The following is a 17,688-nucleotide window of genomic DNA, read 5'->3' as shown; positions in this document are numbered from 1 at the left end:
GGCTACCGGCGCTCGCGGGCCGCGTCGACCAACGGGTGGACCACCTCGGCGGGAAGGCCCAGCTGATGCCCGATCCAGGCGGCGTCGTGGCCCTGGGTGGCGAGGATCCACGCCAGGTACAACCGGTCCCGGCCCGGCGCCCCGGGGTCCCGCGCGGTCTGCCAGGGGAAGCCCGCCAGGGACTCCGCGGTGAACCACTGCCCGTCAGCCGCCGTCGGCACCGTCGGACGGGCCTGCCGGGCGGCGACCCGGTGGTAGTGGTGCCGGAGCACGGCGACCACCAGGAAGACCGGGACACCGACGGCGGCCAGCGCGCCGCCGGCCACCGGCCGGTCCCGGAGCGGGGCGGTGGCGAGCAGGACCGTCCCGAGCAGTGCCAGCGTGAGCAGACCCAGCACCGCCGCGCCCTCTCCGGTGTGCGGGTGGGGCAGGATCCGCATCGGGTGGGGCGCTGCCCGCACCGGGTGGGGCAAGGTCCACATATCGCGCCTCCCGTCCCGTATCCCTCCCCGGTATCCATTCTGGCTCGCCGTACGGGCGACACCACGCGGCCCGGCCCGGCTTGCGTACGGGGTGGTGGCCCGCCTCGCGTACCGGCGCCGCGGGCTCCCGGGGGTATGGCCGGCCGGATCCCGACGCGTAGGCGGGACCGGCGCGGGCCAGGAATTCCGTACAGTCGGTCGACAGATGACAAGGCCCCTGACCGGGCCGGGAAGCAGAGGCACGAGGCCATGAGCGGGGACGGGGACAACGTCGGCAGCGGCGCGGCCGACGGAACGGCGGCGGACGCGGGCACGGACCCGGGTACGGGCACGGTGCGCGGGAAGACGGCGGGTGCGGCGAGCCCGGAACCGGCCGCACCGGAACCGGCCGCACCGGAACCGGCCGGGGCGGCACCGGGGCACGGTCCGGCCGGGGCGGCGGCCGTCTCCACCGGCACCGCCGCCCGCCTCCAGAAGCTCTTCGAAGGGCACCGGCTGACGCCCACCCAGCGCCGGATCGCGCACTGCATGGTGCGCCGGGCCGCCGACGCGCCGTTCCTCTCCAGCGTCGAACTGGCCGAACTCGCCGGTGTCAGCCAGCCGTCCGTCACCCGCTTCGCGGTCGCGCTCGGCTTCGACGGCTACCCGGCGCTCCGCCGCCACCTGCGCGAGGTCGCGCCCGCCGCGAAGCCGGACGCCACCGGTGCGTACAACGAGTACCAGCAGGCCGTCCAGACGGAGATCGACAACCTCCGCCACCTCGCCGCGGCGCTCGCCGACCCGTCGCCGGTCGTCCGGGCCGGCCGCCTCTTCGCCGCCTCCCGGCCGCTCCCGGTCCTCGGTCTGCGCGCGGCGACCGCCCAGGCCGCCGGCTTCGTCTACTTCGCCCGCAAGGTCCACCCCGACGTCCGCCTCCTGGACGAGGGCGGCACCCTGCTCTCCGACCGCATCGACGCCGCCGTGCGGGCCGGTGCGAGCACCCTCCTGTGCTTCGCCCTGCCCCGCCACCCCCGCGAGGTCATCGACGCCCTGGAGTACGCCCGCGCGGCCGGTCTCACCGTCGTCACCGTCGCCGACAGCGTGTTCGCCCCGGTCGCCCACCACACCGACCTCCTCCTGCCCGCCCCCGTCGGCACCGGCCTGGCCTTCGACACGGTGTGCGCCCCGATGCTCCTGGGCCGCGTCCTCCTGGAGGCGATGTGCGACGCCCTCCCGGACGCCCAGGCCCGCCTGGAGGAATTCGACGCCAAGGCGGCGGAGCGCGGGCTGTTCGTGGAGTGAGGCGGCGAGGGGGCTGCCGATGCCGTCGAAACCGCCGACGCCGTCTCAGGAAATCCTCATGCCGGTTGGCTACGCTCCGCCGCCGGTACAGGTATCACGGACAGCCGCGACGTCCGGGTGGAGCGTGGGCTGTCCCGGCGTGCGGAGGTCTGCCGTGAGAGGTCTGTCGTGAAGAAGTCTGCCGTGGGGCGCGGGGCGTACGCGCTGGTCCGGGTGGCGGTGCTGGTGCGGGCGCCGGCCGGGTGGCTGTGGTGGCCGGGGCTGCTGGCCGCGGGGATCGGCGCGCTGGTGCCGGGGCTGACCGGGCGAAGGATCGGGGTGCTGGCGGGGGCCGCGCTGTTCCTGATCGCCGCGTTCGTCGTGTTCGCGGTGCGGCGCGGCCGGTACACGGCACTGGCGGGCGGGGCGTCGCGCGCCGGGAAGGCCGTCATCCTCCAGGACCGGTCGGTCACCATCCGGGTCTGGCGGCGGGCGCATCGCTGGTGGCTGCTGCTCGCGTTCGTGGCGGCGGTCGGCTCCTCGTTCGCGCTGCCCGCGGCGGGCGGCCTGCTGATGGCCGGTGCCGCACCGGGACTGTGGGCGAAGGCGCTGTGGCTGGGCCGCTGGGAGCAGGCGCACGACGCGCTGCTGTGGGTGCGTACCGAGCCGGTCCGGCGGGGTGGCGCCGCGGGCAAGGACGTCCGCGGCTACCACACGACGGGTACGGCGGCCGGGGACGCGGCACCGGGCGGGGCGCGGCGGCGGCGCGCCCCGGCCGTGCCGGAGGCGCGGGGCACCGGCCGGGAGCCGGGAGCCCGTACGGGCCCGGCCGGAGCCGCTTCCGGAGCCGGCGCGAAGCGGCGCTGACCCCCTGCGCGGCCGGCGGCCCGGCCGTATCCCGTCTTCCCTCCCGTCCCCGGCCCTCGCGCGCCGCCCCCGCGACGCCGCCCGTTACCCCTCCCCGAGCCCGTGCAGCGCGTCGGCGTGGGCGGCGCCGCTCTCCGCGGTGAGTTCTTCGAGGGTCTGCGGGGTGCGGACGGTGGCGAAGCGGACGGTGCCGTCGGGGGCCGTCGCGTAGCCGTAAACCCCGGGGCGGGGGAGGGAGTTGTAGGCGAAGTGGGTGGAGAAATAGTAGGCGCCGGTGTCCAGGAGGGCGGCGTGGTCGCCGGCTGCCAGGAGGGGCAGCGGGCGGTTCTCGGCGACGAGGTCACCGGCGAAGCAGCACGGCCCCGCGATGTCCTGGGGGACCGGCGGGCCCGTCCGGGGCCGGCCCTCGGCGTCGTAGGCCGCGACCCGGATCGGCCAGGCGTCCGGCACGAAGACCGTACGGGTGGCGACCTGGGCACCCGCGTGGGTGACCGCGATCGGCCGGCCGCCGGCCGACTTCGCGTACTCCACGCGGGCCAGCACCGTGCCGTGCTTGGCCAGTAGCGAGCGCCCGAACTCGGTGACCAGGCCGTAGCGCCCGGAGAACAGACCGGGGACGGCCGAGCGGAGCAGCCCGGCGTACTCGCGGTAGGTCGGGGTGACGGCGTCCGAGGCGAAGTTGACCGGCAGCCCGCCGCCGAGGTCGAGGGTGCCGATCTGCGCCCGGCCCGCCCGCTCGTTGATCTCCTCGGCGAGGTCGTACAACGCCCGTACGCCCTCCGCCATCAGGGCGAGCGGCATGCCCTGGGAGCCGACATGGGCGTGCAGCCGGGTCAGCCACGGGCGGTCGAGGCAGGCCCGTACGACCCAGTCGCGGGCGCCCTCGTCGCGCAGCGCGACACCGAACTTGGAGGTGTCGGTGGCGGTGCTCATCGCCCCGATGCGGCCGCCGCCGATCTGCGGATTGACCCGCAGGCCGAGCGGCGCGGTGGTCGGCGCGGAGGCCACCAGCCCGTCGATACGGGCCAGTTCCTCGGGGTTGTCGGCGTTGACCGCGATGCCCAGGGCCAGTGCCTTGCGCAGTTCGGCCGGGGTCTTGGCGGGGGAGTCCAGGACCGTACGCGCCGCGGGCACCCCGGCCGCGCGGGCCAGTGCCAGTTCGCCGGGGCTGGCCACCTCGCAGCCGAGCCCCTCCTGGGCGAGCAGCCGCAGGACGGGCACGAGCGAGGCGGCCTTCACCGCGAAGGCGTGCAGGACGGGCGTGCCGGGGGCGGTGAACTCGTCGAAGGCGGCGCGGAGTTCGGCCGCCGACCGCCGGATGCCGGCGACGTCGAGGAGTCCGGCGACGGGCTCGCCGGGGCCGATCAGCTGTTGCGCGACGGCTGCCCGCACGGCACGGTCCCGGTCCGTGCGGGCAGCCGGGTCGGTGGGGGAACCGGACGAGGGGCCGGTCGCGGGGCCCGCCTCGGGGCCGTTCTTGGGGCCAGTCATGGCACCACTTCACCACCTGGGGGCGGGGAACGGGGCCATGGGGTACGGGGGTGAGGGGTTGGCGGCGTTTGTCCACGGCTCCGTACCGCCGGCCCCTGTGTGATCAGACCCCGCGTCGCCAAGCCCCGTACCGCCACCCCGTATCGCCACACCCGTACCGGCTATGCCGCGCCCGCGCCGTTCTGTTCCGCCTTGCGGTGGCGTTCCGTCAGACGGGAGCCGGATTCGCGGCGGGTGGCGCGGCGCAGGAGGGGGACGGCGAGGAGGAAGCCGATGACGGCCCAGGCGGTCAGTACCAGCGCGACCATCGGCAGTTCCCAGGAACCGGCCGGTTCCGCGGCGCGAGCGGCGTCCGGCAGCAGCGCCGACCGCAGGCCCTGCGCCATCCACTTGAGCGGGAAGACGGCGGCCACCTTCTGGACCACCACGGGGAGCGAGGTGATCGGGAAGACCGCGCCCGAGGTGATGAGCAGTGCCATCGACGGCAGCATGATCAGCGCCAGCGCCTCACGCGGGTTGGGCAGTACGGCGCCGATGGCCGCGCCCAGCGGGACGACGGCGAGCAGGCCGAGGGCGGTGACCCACAGCAGGGTCAGCCAGCCGCCGGGCCCGTGCGGCAGCGGGCCGTCCACCAGGAGCGCGGCGGACCCCAGCAGGACGGCGAGGGTGCCCAGCGCCACCACGACCACCAGCACCGACTTGGCCACGAGATAGGCGGGGATGCCGCCGGGCGTCGCCCGCAGCCGCAGCAGGGCGCCCTCCTCCCGTTCGGTCACCAGGATCTGCGGGAGGTTGAGCAGGCCGACCTGGAAGAGCAGATAGGCGGCGAAGCCCGCGATGGTCAGATGGGTCATCGGGACCTGGGTGCCCGGCACCGTGCGGCTGACGAAGCCGCCGAGCGCCAGCGCGACCACCACATTGATCAGATGGCCGCTCATCTCCCTGGGGTTGTGGACGAGATGGCTCAGTTCGATACGGCCGCGCTGAAAACCGGCGCGCCAGTAGCGGCGGTTGGGGCCGCCGGCACGGCTGAGGTGGCCGGGGTGTTGGGGTTGGCCGTGGCGGTCGGGCCCGCCGGGTTGGCCGGGGCCGTCGGGGTGGGGCGGGGGAGTCGTGGGCGGGCCGCCGGCCCTGCCCGGCCCGCCGGGCTCGTCGGCGGTGCCGGTCCCGTCCGATATCCGGGCCTCGCCGCCCGTCGCGGTGGCCTCACCCGTCACGTTCGTACGCCTCATGCGACTCGTTCCTCCCCGTTCTCGCGCCCTTCTCCGGACCCGTCGCCCACTCCGTCCCCGGGCCCGTCTTCCCCGTCTGGCCCGTCTGCCCTGTCTGCCCCGTCCGTCTCCCTGGTCCCGTCCCCGGACCCGTCCCCGCCCTCCTGGTGGAGCATGCGCAGATAGGTGTCCTCCAGCGTCGGGCGCCGGACCTCCAGATCGGCGAGCGGCCCGTCCGCGTCCCGGTGCAGCTCCCAGACCAGCCGGGAGGGGTCCGCGGTGCGCTCGCGGCGGGGCGTACCGTCGTCCGCGGTCCAGCGGACCTCGGCCCGCGCGGCGGCCTGCCGGGCCAGTTCCGCGGGCGTGCCGAGGGCCCGGATCCGGCCGTTGACCAGCATCGCTATCCGGTCGGCGAGCCGTTCGGCCTCGGCCAGATCGTGGGTGGTGAGCAGGATCGTGACGCCCTCCTCGCGGGCCAGCCGTTCGACCAGTACGTGGAACCGGCGCCGCGCCTGCGGGTCGAAGCCGGTGGTCGGCTCGTCCAGGAAGAGGAGTTCGGGGCGGCCGACGATGCCGAGCGCGACATCCAGCCGCCGGCGCTGCCCGCCGGACAGCCGGTCCACCCGCTGACCGGCCTGTTCGGTGAGGCCGACCAGGTGCAGCAGACCGGCCGGGTCGCGCGGGTCGGGGTAGTACGTGGCGAAGTGCGTCAGCAACTCGCCGACCCGCCAGCGGCGGTGGTCGCGCCAGGACTGGAGCACCAGGCCGATCCGGCCGCGCCAGGCGTCGTCGCCGCGCGCCGGGTCCGTGCCGAGGACGGTGACCTCCCCGCCGGACCGCTGCCGGAAGCCCTCCAGGATCTCGACGGTGGTGGTCTTCCCGGCGCCGTTCGGGCCCAGCAGCGCGAAGACCTCACCGTGCTGGATCTCCAGATCGACGCCGTGCAGGACGTCGGTGCCGCCGTACGCCATACGCAGGTCGCGGACCCGGATGACGGGTTGGGCTGCCGTGGCGGGGCGCGGGGCAGGGGGCGCGGTGGCCGCCGCCGGGATCGTCGCGGGGCTCGTCCGCGGGCTCGTCGTCATCGTCCTGCCTTCGCGTGCCGGGGGTACTGGGGCCGGGTGTCCGGTGTGCCGGTGGCCGCCGGCGGGGCGTCGTCCGGGGGCGGGCCGCCCGGCGCCGTGGGCGTGGCGCTCTCGACGATCGCCCGCAGCGCCGCCACATGCCCCTCGAAGGCGCTCCGGCCGCGGGCCGTCAGCCGCACCCGCGTCCGCCGCTTGCGTCCGCCGCCCTCCTTGCGGATCTCCAGGTAGCCGGCCTCCTCCAGGGTGTGCAGCTGTTTGGAGAGCGCGGAGTCGCTGAGCGAGAGGCTGTCGCGGACGAACGGGAAGTCGGCCCATTCGGCGGCGGCGAGCAGCGCCACCACCGACAGCCGGGTGGCCGGGTGGATCAGTTCGTCGAAGCCGCTGGGGGTGCTCATCGGCCCGCCCGCTCGGGCCGGCCGCGCAGCGAACCGACCGCCCAGCGGTTCGCCGGACCGACGAACAGGAGGAACGCGCCCGCCGGGAGCGTGGCCTCGATCAGGCTGGGGCAGGGCAGGGACAGCGCCGTGGTCAGCCAGGAGGAGAGCCCGATGGTGACGCAGGCCAGCGCCGCCCCCGCGAGGAACGTCGCGAGGGAGCGCCAGGTGTAGCGCGAGTGGTGCAGCCGGACCCTGACCCGGCGGCGGGCGAGCACGACCAGCGTGCCCAGCAGGGCGAGATAGCCGACGAGTGCCAGCCAGACCCCCACGCGGCCCAGGTCCAGGCCCTGGCAGGCGAGATAGAGCCACATGATCGCGGCCGTGGTGTACGTCGCCCCGCGCCCGCCGGGCGGGCACCGCTCGATCTCGTCGTACACCCGCTCCTGCGGCACCCGGATACGTTGCAGATCCTGCCAGGCCCGCTCGGCATCCACCGGTGCGCTCATGGCCATCGCCTCCCCAAGACGGTTGTGCGGTCCGGGACATCGGCGCCCGGACGGCTGCGCGGGCTCGGCGCCCGCCCACGGGCCGACGGCGACGGGCGTACCGCCCGCCCCCGTTTACTTGCCCACTGGGAAAGTTAGCGCTCACTTTCCTGGTGGGCAAGTCGGGGGATCGGCACCCGTGCCCTGTTGACTGGTCGTATTCAGCATGGCCAGTATGTGAATAGCTCGATCCAAACGACGTCAGGGAGGCACGGCCCATGTCGGGACCGCGACCCGTGCGGGCACCGCGCGGTACGGAGCTGAGTGCTCGGGGATGGCAGCAGGAAGCCGCGCTGCGGATGTTGCAGAACAACCTCGACCCGGAGGTGGCCGAACACCCGGACCAGCTCGTCGTCTACGGCGGTACGGGCAAGGCCGCCCGTGACTGGCGCTCGTTCGACGCGATGGTGCGCACGCTCACCACGCTCAAGCAGGACGAGACGATGCTCGTCCAGTCCGGCCGGCCGGTCGGCGTGATGCAGACCCACGAGTGGGCGCCGCGGGTGCTCATCGCCAACTCCAACCTCGTCGGCGACTGGGCCAACTGGGAGGAGTTCCGGCGCCTGGAGGCCCTCGGGCTGACGATGTACGGGCAGATGACGGCCGGTTCGTGGATCTACATCGGCACCCAGGGCATCCTCCAGGGCACGTACGAGACCTTCGCGGCCGTCGCGGCGAAGAAGTTCCACGGCACCCTGGCCGGGACGATCACCCTCACCGCCGGGCTCGGCGGAATGGGCGGCGCGCAGCCGCTGGCCGTCACGATGAACGACGGCGTCGCGATCTGCATCGACGTCGACCCGCGGGCCATCGAGCGCCGGATCGAGCACCGCTATCTGGACGTACGGGCGGACAGCCTCCAGCACGCCCTCCAGCTCGCCGTCGAGGCTCGTGACCAGCGCAAACCGCTCTCCATCGGGCTGCTCGGCAACGCCGCCGAACTGCTGCCGCAGATGCTCGCCGAGGGCGCGCCGATCGATATCGTCACCGACCAGACCAGCGCCCACGACCCGCTCGCCTATCTGCCCGTCGGTATCGACTTCGACGATATGGCCGCCTACGCGGCGCAGAAGCCCGCCGACTTCACCCAGCGGGCCCGCGAGTCGATGGCCCGGCACGTCGAGGCCATGGTCGGCTTCATGGACGCCGGCGCCGAGGTCTTCGACTACGGCAACTCCATCCGCGGCGAGGCCCAGCTCGCCGGATACGGGCGGGCGTTCGCCTTCCCCGGCTTCGTCCCCGCCTACATCCGGCCGCTGTTCGCCGAGGGCAAGGGGCCGTTCCGCTGGGCGGCGCTGTCCGGCGACGCCCGGGACATCGCGGCCACCGACAAGGCGATCCTCGACCTCTTCCCGGAGAACGAGTCGCTGGCCCGCTGGATCAAGCTCGCCGGTGAGCGGGTGCACTTCCAGGGCCTGCCCGCCCGGATCTGCTGGCTCGGCTACGGCGAACGCGACAAGGCCGGTGAGCGGTTCAACGAGATGGTCGCGGACGGCACCCTGCGCGCGCCGCTGGCCATCGGCCGCGATCACCTCGACTGCGGCTCCGTCGCCTCGCCCTACCGCGAGACCGAGGCGATGAAGGACGGTTCGGACGCCATCGCCGACTGGCCGCTGCTCAACGCCATGGTCAATGTCGCCTCCGGCGCCTCCTGGGTCTCGATCCACCACGGCGGCGGCGTCGGCATGGGCCGCTCCCTGCACGCCGGGCAGGTCACCGTCGCCGACGGCACGCCGCTGGCCGGCGAGAAGATCCGCCGGGTGCTCACCAACGACCCGGGCATGGGCGTCATCCGGCACGTCGACGCCGGCTACGAGCGCGCCGACGAGGTCGCCGCCGAGCGCGGTGTACGCATCCCGATGCGCGAGGGCGAGGGCGACGGCGACGGCGACGGCAACGACGGCGCCGCCGCCGACCACGGCGAGGGCGAGGGCGCGTGACCTCCTCGTTCCACGAGATGTGGGAGGAGCTGCGGCCGATCGGCCGCGACTCCTCCTCCGGGGGCTACCGCCGCCACGCCTGGACCGGCGCGGACACCGACTGCCGCGCGTGGTTCCGGGCCCAGGCCGAGGCCCGCGGACTCGCCTACGAACGGGACCGCAACGGCAACCAATGGGCCTGGCTCGGCGCGACGACGTACCGGGACGTGGCGGCGGGCGACGCCGTCGTCACCGGCTCGCACCTGGACTCCGTACCGGACGGCGGCGCCTTCGACGGGCCGCTGGGCGTCGTCTCCTCCTTCGCCGCGCTGGACGAACTGCGCCGCAGAGGAGCGGAGTTCGGCAAGCCGCTGGCGATCGTCAACTTCGGCGACGAGGAAGGCGCCCGCTTCGGCGTGGCCTGCGTCGGCTCCCGGCTGACCGCCGGGGCACTGACCGCCGAGGCGGCCCGCGAACTGCGCGACGCGGACGGCGTCACCCTGCCGCAGGCCATGGAGCGCGCGGGCCAGGACCCGGCGGCGATCGGCCCGGACCCGGACCGGCTGGCCCGGATCGGCGCGTTCGTCGAACTCCACGTCGAGCAGGGCCGCGCCCTGGACCTCTCCGGCGATCCGGTCGGCATCGCCTCCGCCATCTGGCCGCACGGCCGCTGGCGGTTCGACTTCCACGGCGAGGCCAACCACGCGGGCACCACCCGCCTCGAAGACCGCCGCGACCCCATGCTCACCTACGCCGAGACCGTGCTCGCCGCGCGCGAACGGGCCCGGCTGGCCGGCGCGCTGGCCACCTTCGGGAAGGTCAGCGTGGTGCCGAACGGCGTCAACGCGATCCCCTCGCTCGTCCGCGGCTGGCTCGACTCCCGCGCCGCCGACCTGGAGACCCTGGACACGGTCGTCCAGGAGATCGAGCGGGCGGCGGCCGAGCGCGGAGCCCGCGACGGTGTGGACGTCCGGGTCGTCCGCGAGTCCTTCTCGCCCGTCGTGGAGTTCGGGCACGCCCTGCGGGACGAACTGCGCGCCCTCCTCGGCGGCGCGGACGGCTCGGGCGGCAAGGGCGGCGGCCGGACGCGGCCGGTGCCCGTGCTCGGCACCGGGGCCGGACACGACGCCGGTATTCTCTCCGGCACCGTCCCCACCGCCATGCTGTTCGTACGCAACCCCACCGGCGTCTCGCACTCGCCCGCCGAAACCGCGGCCGAGGACGACTGCGCCGCCGGGGTCACCGCACTCGCCGACGTACTGGAGGGGCTGGCGTGCACGTGACGCCGCAGAGCACACCGCCGCCGCACCGGCAGCCGCCACCGACGGTCTACTGGCTGGAACACGCCTGGCTCGGCACCCACGTCGAGCCGGGCGTCGCCGTGGACGTCGCGGACGGACGGATCACCGCCGTCCGCACCGGGGCCGCCGCGCCGCCGCCCGGCGCCGTCGCCCTGCGCGGCCTGACCCTGCCCGGCCTCGCCAACGCCCATTCGCACGCCTTCCACCGCGCCCTGCGCGGCACCGTCCAGGTCGGCAGCGGGACCTTCTGGACCTGGCGCGAGACGATGTACCAGGTCGCGGACCGGCTCACCCCCGACACCTACTACGCCCTCGCCCGCGCCGTCTACGCCGAGATGGCGCTGGCCGGCATCACCTGCGTCGGCGAATTCCACTACCTCCACCACGCGCCCGGCGGCACCCGCTACGCCGACCCCAACGCGATGGGCGAGGCGCTGATCGCGGCCGCCGCCGACGCCGGTATCCGCATCACCCTCCTGGACACCGCCTACCTCTCCGCCGGCTTCGGCGCCCCGCCCGACCGGCACCAGCTGCGCTTCTCCGACGGCACCGCCGACGCCTGGGCGGAGCGCGCCGACGCCCTCAAGGACCGCCGCGCACACGCCCGCATCGGCGCCGCCGTGCACTCCGTACGCGCCGTACCGGCCGGAGCGCTGAGCACCGTCGCGGACTGGGCGCGGGCGCGCCGGGCCCCGCTGCACGTCCACCTCTCCGAGCAGACCGCGGAGAACGACGCCTGCCACCAGGCCCACGGCTGCACCCCCACCCGGCTGCTGGCCGACCACGGCGTCCTGGGCAGCCGCACCACCGCCGTGCACGCCACCCACCTCAGCGACGAGGACATCGGCCTGCTCGGCGGCGCCGGCACCGGCGTCTGCATGTGCCCGACCACCGAACGCGATCTGGCCGACGGCATCGGACCGGCCGCCCGGCTCCAGTCCCGGGGCAGCCCGCTGTCGCTGGGCAGCGACAGCCACGCCGTCATCGACCTGCTCGAAGAGGCCCGCGCCATGGAACTCGACGAGCGGCTGCGCACCCGCACCCGCGGGCACTGGACGGCCGCCGCCCTGCTGCGCGCCGCGACCGCCGACGGTCACGCCGCCCTGGGCTGGGACGACGCGGGCACCATCGAGGCCGGCGCGCTCGCCGACCTCACCACGATCGCACTGGACTCCGTACGCACCGCGGGGCCACTGCCCCGGCTGGGCGCCGAGACGGCCGTATTCGCCGCCTCCGCGGCGGATGTGCGGCACACCGTCGTGGGTGGACGGCAGATAGTCCGGGACGGCGCGCACACCCTCCTGCCCGACGTCCCCACCGCCCTCGCCGAAGCCATCGCCGCACTCCGCGGCGCGAGCACCTGACGCGCCCGCAGCGGCCGAAGGAGAACAGCCCCGCGATGACGACCGCCACGCCGACCACCGCCATCACCCACATCGCCCAGCTCGTCACCAACGACCCCTCCCTCGGCGCAGGCCCCCTCGGTCTGATCCAGGACGCGGCCGTCGTCATCGACGGCGACCGCATCGCCTGGGTCGGTGCGTCAAGCAAAGCACCCGCCACTGACAACGGATTCGACGCGGGCGGCCGCGCGGCCGTCCCCGGCTTCGTCGACTCCCACTCCCACCTGGTCTTCGCCGGTGACCGCACCGCGGAGTTCAACGCCCGGATGTCCGGCCGCGCCTACTCCGCGGGCGGCATCCGCACCACCGTCGCCGCCACCCGCGCCGCCACCGACGACACCCTGCACGCCACCGTCGCCCGCTACCTCGCCGAGGCGCTCCGGCAGGGCACCACCACCCAGGAGACCAAGTCCGGTTACGGACTCACCGTCGAGGACGAGGCCCGCGCCCTGCGCATCGCCGCCGCGCACACCGACGAGGTCACCTTCCTCGGCGCCCATATCGTCCCGCCCGACTACGCCGACGACCCGGCCGGCTACGTGGCCCTGGTCACCGGCCCGATGCTGGACGCCTGCGCCCCGCACGCCCGCTGGGTCGACGTCTTCTGCGAGCGGGGTGCCTTCGACGAGGACCAGGCGCGCGCGATCCTCACCGCGGGCAAGGCCCGGGGGCTGCACCCGCGCGTGCACGCCAACCAGCTCGGCCACGGCCCCGGCGTCCAGCTCGCCGTCGAACTCGGCGCCGCCTCCGCCGACCACTGCACCCATCTGACCCCCGACGACATCGACGCCCTCGCGCACTCCGACACCGTCGCGACGCTGCTGCCCGGCGCCGAGTTCTCCACCCGCGCCGTATGGCCCGACGCCCGCCCGCTGCTCGACGCGGGCGCCACCGTCGCGCTCTCCACCGACTGCAATCCCGGCTCGTCGTTCACCAGCTCCATGCCGTTCTGCATCGCCCTGGCCGTCCGCGACATGAAGATGACACCGGACGAGGCCCTCTGGTCGGCGACCGCGGGCGGCGCGCGCGCCCTGCGCCGTACCGACGTCGGCCGGCTGGCCCCCGGCGCCCGCGCCGATCTCGTCCTCCTGGACGCCCCCTCCCACGTCCACCTCGCCTACCGCCCCGGCGTCCCGCTCGTCACGGACGTCTGGCACAAGGGAGTCCATATCTGAGGCGCGGCGGCCGCCGTACGCCGCCCGTACGGAGGAGGGCCCGTCCCGAGCGGTACTCGGGGCAGGCCCTCCTCTGCGCGGGCGGCTGCCGGCCGGCGGGCCGGCAGGGACCGCGGTGGGTCACTCCTCGACCAGCAGTCCCTTGCGGAGCCGCACCAGGGTGCGGGAGAGCAGCCGGGAGACATGCATCTGTGAGATGCCCAGCTCCTCGCCGATCTCCGACTGCGTCATATTGGCGACGAAGCGCAGGGCGAGGATCTTGCGGTCGCGCGGCGGGAGTCCGGCGATCAGCGGCTTGAGCGATTCGACGTACTCGATGCCTTCGAGGCCGTGGTCCTCGTAGCCGATGCGATCGGCCAGCGCGCCCTCGCTGTCGTCCTCCTCGGGCTGGGCGTCCAGCGAACTCGCGGTGTAGGCGTTGCTCGCGGCCATCCCTTCGACGACCTCGTCCTTGGTGATGCCGAGGCGTTCGGCGAGCTCGCTCACCGTGGGCGCGCGGTCCAGCTTCTGGGCCAGCTCGTCGCCGGCCTTGGCGAGGTCCAGGCGCAGTTCCTGAAGACGCCTCGGTACGCGCACCGACCAACTGGTGTCGCGGAAGAAGCGCTTGATCTCACCGACAATCGTCGGCATCGCGAACGTCGGGAACTCGACGCCGCGGCTCAGTTCGAAGCGGTCGATCGCCTTGATCAGGCCGATGGTGCCGACCTGGACGATGTCCTCCATGGGCTCGCTGCGGGAGCGGAACCGGGAGGCCGCGAACTTCACCAGGGCGAGGTTGAGCTCGACCAGGGTGTTGCGGACGTAGGCGAATTCGTGGGTGCCTTCCTCAAGCGACTCCAGCCGCTCGAAGAGGGTTTTGGACAGGGCCCTCGCGTCCACCGGTCCGACCTCGTCGAAGGGCGGGATCTCGGGCAGCGCGTCGGGCTCGGGGATTCCCGCCGGGGCCGCTGCGGCGGGTATCGGCTGGGAAGGGATCTGCCCGGTCGGGTCGGACGGGGGTGTCGACGATGCGGGCTGCCGGGTGTCTTCGGTGCGCAGTTCGTCGAGCCGGGGTGACATGGTCTCCTCCATCGTTCTCGGCATATGGCTGCCGATGCCTCTATGTGAAGCTGCGGTGTGCGGCGCCTCCAAAGCCGGCCGTTTCGGATGTGTCTTTCTACGCCTACCTGGCTTTGCCCGAAGATGGCAAGTGCGTGTTGTCCGTATTTGGCGCTATATGCGTATTGTTCGGCTACCCGCGCGCGTAACGAAGGCGTAGGGTTTGCTGAGCGCAGTCATAAGCAACAGTCGCCGAGACAGCAAGAGGGGTGCGCGCGCATGGACCGCGGGACGGTCGGCAGTGCGAGCCGGGGGCGGCTACACGTCGCGATCCGGCATCACGGTGCCAGTGCGGTGGTGACCGCGGCCGGTGAGCTGGATCACCACACCGCGGATCTGTTGCGTGAATCACTGGAAGGCTGCGTGGCCGACGGCTACGCCCGCCTCGTGGTGGATTGCGCTCCCCTGGAGTTCATGGATTCCACCGGACTCAACGTACTGCTCGGCGCACGCCTGAAAGCGGAGGCCGCGGGCGGCGGAGTCCATCTGGCGGGGATGCAGCCGGTGGTTGCCCGGGTCTTCGAGATCACGGGCGCGGAGGCGGTATTCACGGTGCACGACTCCCTCGAAGCGGCACTCGCCGACTGACGGTGACCGGGGGTGTCCAGGGGCCGCGCTCCGGGCACGTATTCCGCGTCACAACTTCCGTACCCAAGAAGTGGGTGTTCTCGCGGTCCGGTCGGGCAGGAGACATCTGAATCCGTCGAATCAGTCAGGTATCTGTTTTCCGTGAAAAGGCGAATCGGTGAGGTGAAGCGCTGATGAGCACCACCCGGCCGTACCCACCGGGCGATCTCGGCCCGGAGTCGGGTAGCGCCGGTGCCTCCGCCGCCCCCCGGCCCGCCGCCCCGGCCGGCCAGGTCCGCCGGCTGCGCCTGGCGGGCACCCGGGGCTCCGTGGCGCGCGCCCGCGACTTCGCCCGGGAGGCCCTGCACGACTGGGGCTGGCTGCCCGCCGCCAACGCCGACCAGCGGGCGGCGGCCGAGGACGTGCTGCTCGTCGTCTCCGAACTGGTCACCAACGCCTGTCTGCACGCCGAAGGGCCGGAGGAGCTGCGACTGCGCTGCACCGCCAAGGTGCTGCGGCTGGAGGTCAGCGACCTCGGCGCCGGTTCGCCCGCGCCGCGCACCCCGCACCGCGCCGGGCGCCCCGGTGGCCACGGCATGTTCATCGTGCAGCGCCTCTGCCTGGACTGGGGTGTCGTACGCAATCCGGACGGCGCCGGCAAGACCGTCTGGGCGGAGCTGGCCGCACCGTCCTGAGGGGCGGCGCGGCAGGGCGCCGGAGGAGGAATGAGCGCGGGTCCACGGGCCCGCGCTCTGTCGTGTGACGGCCCGGGGCGGGCCGTCCGGTGCCCCGCGCCGATCCGGGCCGCACTGTGCCTTCCCTCGGCAAGGCCCCCGGCGTACCTTGAGCGCCAAATCTGATGTGGCGTCAGCAGCGTTCGGCGTTCGGCGGCGCCTCACCCGCGAGGAGGGGAACCCCGAGTGACCCCATTCCACGAACTGCACGGCACCCGCCCCCGCCGGGCGGCCGGCCTGGCCGCGGCCGTGGCGCTGACGGCGGGATCCGCGGTGCTGCTCACCGCACCGGCCGCCCACGCCGAGGTCGTCGACGTCAACTACCAGTGCAAGACGCCGATCGGCAACAAGGGCGCGGTCTCGCCCATCGACATCAAGAGCACCCCCAGCGGGGGAGCGTACAAGCTCGTCATGTCCTTCCAGAAGGGCGTCTCCGCCAGCCCCGTCGAACTGGGCACGGGCGCGATGAAGCCGAGTGCGCTGATCCGGCTGGGCGGTGCGGACAGCGGTACGGTGCCGGTCGCGGGGCCCGCCAATGACAAGGCGATACCCGCCAACACCCCCATCAAGATCAGCGACTTGAGCGGTACCTACACCCCCAAGGGCAGTGGAAAGGTCACCTTCACGGCCGCCACGCTCACCATCACGGCCCTGGGCACCACCACGACCTGCACCCCCGCCAACAACCCCAAACCCTCGCTCACCCTGGACGTCAAGGGGGCCGGCGGTTCGGGCGGCAGCAGCGGCGGCGGCGGTTCGGGCGGCGGCTCCGGCGGACAGCTGCCGCAGACCGGACCGGCGGACTCCGTCATCGCCCTCGGCACCCTCGGCGGCACCGTACTGCTGGCCGGTGCGGCCGGCGCGCTCTGGCTGACCCGCCGCCACCAGCGGGCGTGACACCGGGCGGTGGGCCGGCGCCGAACGCACCCCGGCGCACCGCACCCTCCGCACTCCGTACGCCTCCCCGCCCGGACGGCCGGGGAGGCACCCCCTCGCGCCAGGAGCCGCCGATGCCGTTCCGTACCCGCGCCGTGGCCACGGGCGGGGCCCTCGCGACCGCCGCCGTACTGCTGTGCCCCGCGGCGGCCGTGGCCCGGCCGACGGCCGCACCGGCCGCACCGGCCGCACCGTCCATATCTGCCGTCTCCGCTGCCTCTGCCGCCTCTGCTGACTCCTCCGTGTCCTCGGCGTCCTCGGCGTCCGCCGGGCCGGGCTGGTCCGCCGCCCCCGCGTCCGGTGGCGGCCGGCCGGGTGCACGGGAGTACCCGTACTTCTATCTGGAGGGCGGGCCCGGCATGGTCGTGCAGGACCGGCTGTCCCTCAGCAACCCCTCCGGCCGGCCCGTCACCGTCCGGCTGCGCGGTGCGGATACGGACCGGGCCGACGGCGATGCCCAGGCGGTTCGCGGCTCCGGACACGGCTCCGGGGCCTGGGTCGCATTCGCCGCCGACGAGGTCGCGCTCCCGTCGCGGACCCGCGCGAGCGTCCCGTTCACCGTCACCGTGCCGCGCGACGCGCCCCCGGGCGACCATCCCGGCGCGGTCGTCGTGGCGGGGGGCGGCAAGGAGGCGCGGATACGGATCCAGCTGCGGGTGACCGGGCCGAGGCTGGCCGCGCTGACCGTCGAGAGCGTCGCGGTGAGCGAACCGCGGCACGGCCCCGCGGTCATCCGGTACGCGCTGGTCAACCGGGGCAATACGGTGCTCACGCCGCGGCTGGCGGTCCGCGCCGACGGCCTCTTCGGCCCGGCGCTGCGCCGCGCGGCCCGCCCGCTGCCGGTCGAACTGCGGCCCGGCCAGCGCGTCGAACGCACCGAGGAATGGCCCGATCCGCCCGCCCTGGACTCGGTGGCGGTACGGCTCACCGCGACGGCGGACGGCGGCGCGTACGGCTCGGCGACGGCTACCTACACCGCGGTCCCGTGGTGGGCGTCGGCAGCCGCGGCGGCGCTCGTCCTGGCGGTGGGCGCGGGTGGCCTGCGGATCGTACGGCGGCGGCGTCATCGGCGCCGGGGGGAGCAGATGGGGCGGGAGCCGCTTGGCGGCGGTGGTGGTGATGGTGGTGGCGGTGGTCACGGGGGTGTGGGTGAGGTCGCCGCCGGAGCAGCACGCGGCACCGGGACCGCTGAGACCGCCGGGACGGCTGAGACCGCCGGGATCGCTCAGGCCGTCGG

16 protein-coding genes are annotated in these 17,688 nt (G+C 74.3%); 9 read left to right on the top strand and 7 right to left on the bottom strand.

The annotated features are described in order from the left end of the window. Positions 1-2: 2 nt before the first annotated feature. Positions 3-482, bottom strand: coding sequence for a hypothetical protein (locus ACLJWH_RS03035; protein WP_411139965.1), 480 nt, complete (start codon positions 480-482; stop codon positions 3-5). Between the two features lie 249 nt (positions 483-731). Between ACLJWH_RS03035 and ACLJWH_RS03030 the strand changes: the two genes are divergently transcribed. Together ACLJWH_RS03030 and ACLJWH_RS03025 are read left to right on the top strand one after the other, a co-directional pair. Then, positions 732-1,763: a MurR/RpiR family transcriptional regulator gene (locus tag ACLJWH_RS03030; protein WP_411139964.1), complete on the top strand. Its 1,032-nt coding sequence runs from the start codon at positions 732-734 to the stop codon at positions 1,761-1,763. A gap of 183 nt (positions 1,764-1,946) precedes the next feature. Beyond that, entirely contained in the window at positions 1,947-2,609 is a 663-nt protein-coding gene (locus ACLJWH_RS03025; RefSeq protein WP_411140410.1) for a hypothetical protein, read from the top strand. 84 nt (positions 2,610-2,693) lie between these two features. On the opposite strand, the gene ACLJWH_RS03020 is transcribed toward ACLJWH_RS03025, so the two are convergent. From ACLJWH_RS03020 to ACLJWH_RS03000, 5 genes are all read right to left on the bottom strand, one after another. Then, on the bottom strand, positions 2,694-4,100 hold the full coding sequence (locus ACLJWH_RS03020; protein ID WP_411139963.1) for a diaminopimelate decarboxylase: 1,407 nt from the start codon (positions 4,098-4,100) through the stop codon (positions 2,694-2,696). A 161-nt stretch (positions 4,101-4,261) separates the two neighbouring features. After that, entirely contained in the window at positions 4,262-5,332 is a 1,071-nt protein-coding gene (locus ACLJWH_RS03015) for an ABC transporter permease (RefSeq protein ID WP_411139962.1), read from the bottom strand. Beyond that, positions 5,329-6,396, bottom strand: coding sequence for an ABC transporter ATP-binding protein (locus tag ACLJWH_RS03010; RefSeq protein WP_411139961.1), 1,068 nt, complete (start codon positions 6,394-6,396; stop codon positions 5,329-5,331). The genes ACLJWH_RS03015 and ACLJWH_RS03010 overlap by 4 nt, the downstream gene beginning before the upstream one ends. Further along, on the bottom strand, positions 6,393-6,791 hold the full coding sequence (locus tag ACLJWH_RS03005) for a transcriptional regulator (RefSeq protein WP_411139960.1): 399 nt from the start codon (positions 6,789-6,791) through the stop codon (positions 6,393-6,395). The genes ACLJWH_RS03010 and ACLJWH_RS03005 overlap by 4 nt, the downstream gene beginning before the upstream one ends. Next, positions 6,788-7,279: a hypothetical protein gene (locus ACLJWH_RS03000; RefSeq protein WP_411139959.1), complete on the bottom strand. Its 492-nt coding sequence runs from the start codon at positions 7,277-7,279 to the stop codon at positions 6,788-6,790. The genes ACLJWH_RS03005 and ACLJWH_RS03000 overlap by 4 nt, the downstream gene beginning before the upstream one ends. Before the next feature lie 257 nt (positions 7,280-7,536). On the opposite strand from ACLJWH_RS03000, the gene hutU reads away from it, so the two are divergent. Genes hutU through hutI form a run of 4 tightly spaced genes read left to right on the top strand, consistent with a single transcriptional unit; the run spans position 7,537 to position 13,116 of the window. Further along, complete coding sequence (gene hutU, locus ACLJWH_RS02995; protein WP_411139958.1) at positions 7,537-9,258, top strand: urocanate hydratase; 1,722 nt, start codon at positions 7,537-7,539, stop codon at positions 9,256-9,258. Continuing rightward, positions 9,255-10,520, top strand: coding sequence for an allantoate amidohydrolase (locus ACLJWH_RS02990; protein ID WP_411139957.1), 1,266 nt, complete (start codon positions 9,255-9,257; stop codon positions 10,518-10,520). The genes hutU and ACLJWH_RS02990 overlap by 4 nt, the downstream gene beginning before the upstream one ends. Then, positions 10,511-11,902: a formimidoylglutamate deiminase gene (locus tag ACLJWH_RS02985; RefSeq protein WP_411139956.1), complete on the top strand. Its 1,392-nt coding sequence runs from the start codon at positions 10,511-10,513 to the stop codon at positions 11,900-11,902. Before ACLJWH_RS02990 ends, ACLJWH_RS02985 begins: the two co-directional genes overlap by 10 nt. A 35-nt stretch (positions 11,903-11,937) precedes the next feature. Then, positions 11,938-13,116 carry an imidazolonepropionase gene (gene hutI, locus ACLJWH_RS02980; RefSeq protein ID WP_411139955.1) on the top strand — a complete coding sequence of 393 codons (1,179 nt, stop codon included), beginning with the start codon at positions 11,938-11,940 and terminating at the stop codon, positions 13,114-13,116. Positions 13,117-13,236: 120 nt separating this feature from the next. Here hutI and ACLJWH_RS02975 read toward each other — a convergent pair whose 3' ends face one another. Then, positions 13,237-14,187, bottom strand: coding sequence for an RNA polymerase sigma factor SigF (locus tag ACLJWH_RS02975; protein ID WP_411139954.1), 951 nt, complete (start codon positions 14,185-14,187; stop codon positions 13,237-13,239). 246 nt (positions 14,188-14,433) lie between these two features. Between ACLJWH_RS02975 and ACLJWH_RS02970 the strand changes: the two genes are divergently transcribed. The 3 genes from ACLJWH_RS02970 (at position 14,434) to ACLJWH_RS02960 (ending at position 16,412) form a co-directional block, all read left to right on the top strand. Next, entirely contained in the window at positions 14,434-14,802 is a 369-nt protein-coding gene (locus ACLJWH_RS02970) for an STAS domain-containing protein (RefSeq protein WP_052857093.1), read from the top strand. 173 nt (positions 14,803-14,975) lie between these two features. Then, positions 14,976-15,476 carry an ATP-binding protein gene (locus tag ACLJWH_RS02965; RefSeq protein ID WP_411139953.1) on the top strand — a complete coding sequence of 167 codons (501 nt, stop codon included), beginning with the start codon at positions 14,976-14,978 and terminating at the stop codon, positions 15,474-15,476. 225 nt (positions 15,477-15,701) lie between these two features. Next, complete coding sequence (locus ACLJWH_RS02960) at positions 15,702-16,412, top strand: LPXTG cell wall anchor domain-containing protein (RefSeq protein ID WP_411139952.1); 711 nt, start codon at positions 15,702-15,704, stop codon at positions 16,410-16,412. Positions 16,413-17,688: the final 1,276 nt, after the last annotated feature.

It is taken from the genome of Streptomyces sp. x-80, from assembly GCF_046549095.1.
Classification (GTDB): Bacteria; Actinomycetota; Actinomycetes; order Streptomycetales; family Streptomycetaceae; genus Streptomyces; species Streptomyces celluloflavus.
Note: the sequence above shows the minus strand (reverse complement) of the source record. Positions and strands in the feature narration are given on the sequence as shown.

Bases quoted from the DNA above. Each gene is read 5' to 3' on its own strand.
- ACLJWH_RS03000 (WP_411139959.1), bottom strand. From the start codon at position 7,279: ATGAGCGCACCGGTGGATGCCGAGCGGGCCTGGCAGGATCTGCAACGT.
- ACLJWH_RS03010 (WP_411139961.1), bottom strand. From the start codon at position 6,396: ATGACGACGAGCCCGCGGACGAGCCCCGCGACGATCCCGGCGGCGGCC.
- ACLJWH_RS02965 (WP_411139953.1), top strand. From the start codon at position 14,976: ATGAGCACCACCCGGCCGTACCCACCGGGCGATCTCGGCCCGGAGTCG.
- ACLJWH_RS03035 (WP_411139965.1), bottom strand. From the start codon at position 482: ATGTGGACCTTGCCCCACCCGGTGCGGGCAGCGCCCCACCCGATGCGG.
- ACLJWH_RS03020 (WP_411139963.1), bottom strand. From the start codon at position 4,100: ATGACTGGCCCCAAGAACGGCCCCGAGGCGGGCCCCGCGACCGGCCCC.
- hutI (WP_411139955.1), top strand. From the start codon at position 11,938: ATGACGACCGCCACGCCGACCACCGCCATCACCCACATCGCCCAGCTC.
- ACLJWH_RS02975 (WP_411139954.1), bottom strand. From the start codon at position 14,187: ATGGAGGAGACCATGTCACCCCGGCTCGACGAACTGCGCACCGAAGAC.
- ACLJWH_RS03015 (WP_411139962.1), bottom strand. From the start codon at position 5,332: ATGAGGCGTACGAACGTGACGGGTGAGGCCACCGCGACGGGCGGCGAG.
- ACLJWH_RS03005 (WP_411139960.1), bottom strand. From the start codon at position 6,791: ATGAGCACCCCCAGCGGCTTCGACGAACTGATCCACCCGGCCACCCGG.
- ACLJWH_RS03030 (WP_411139964.1), top strand. From the start codon at position 732: ATGAGCGGGGACGGGGACAACGTCGGCAGCGGCGCGGCCGACGGAACG.
- hutU (WP_411139958.1), top strand. From the start codon at position 7,537: ATGTCGGGACCGCGACCCGTGCGGGCACCGCGCGGTACGGAGCTGAGT.
- ACLJWH_RS02970 (WP_052857093.1), top strand. From the start codon at position 14,434: ATGGACCGCGGGACGGTCGGCAGTGCGAGCCGGGGGCGGCTACACGTC.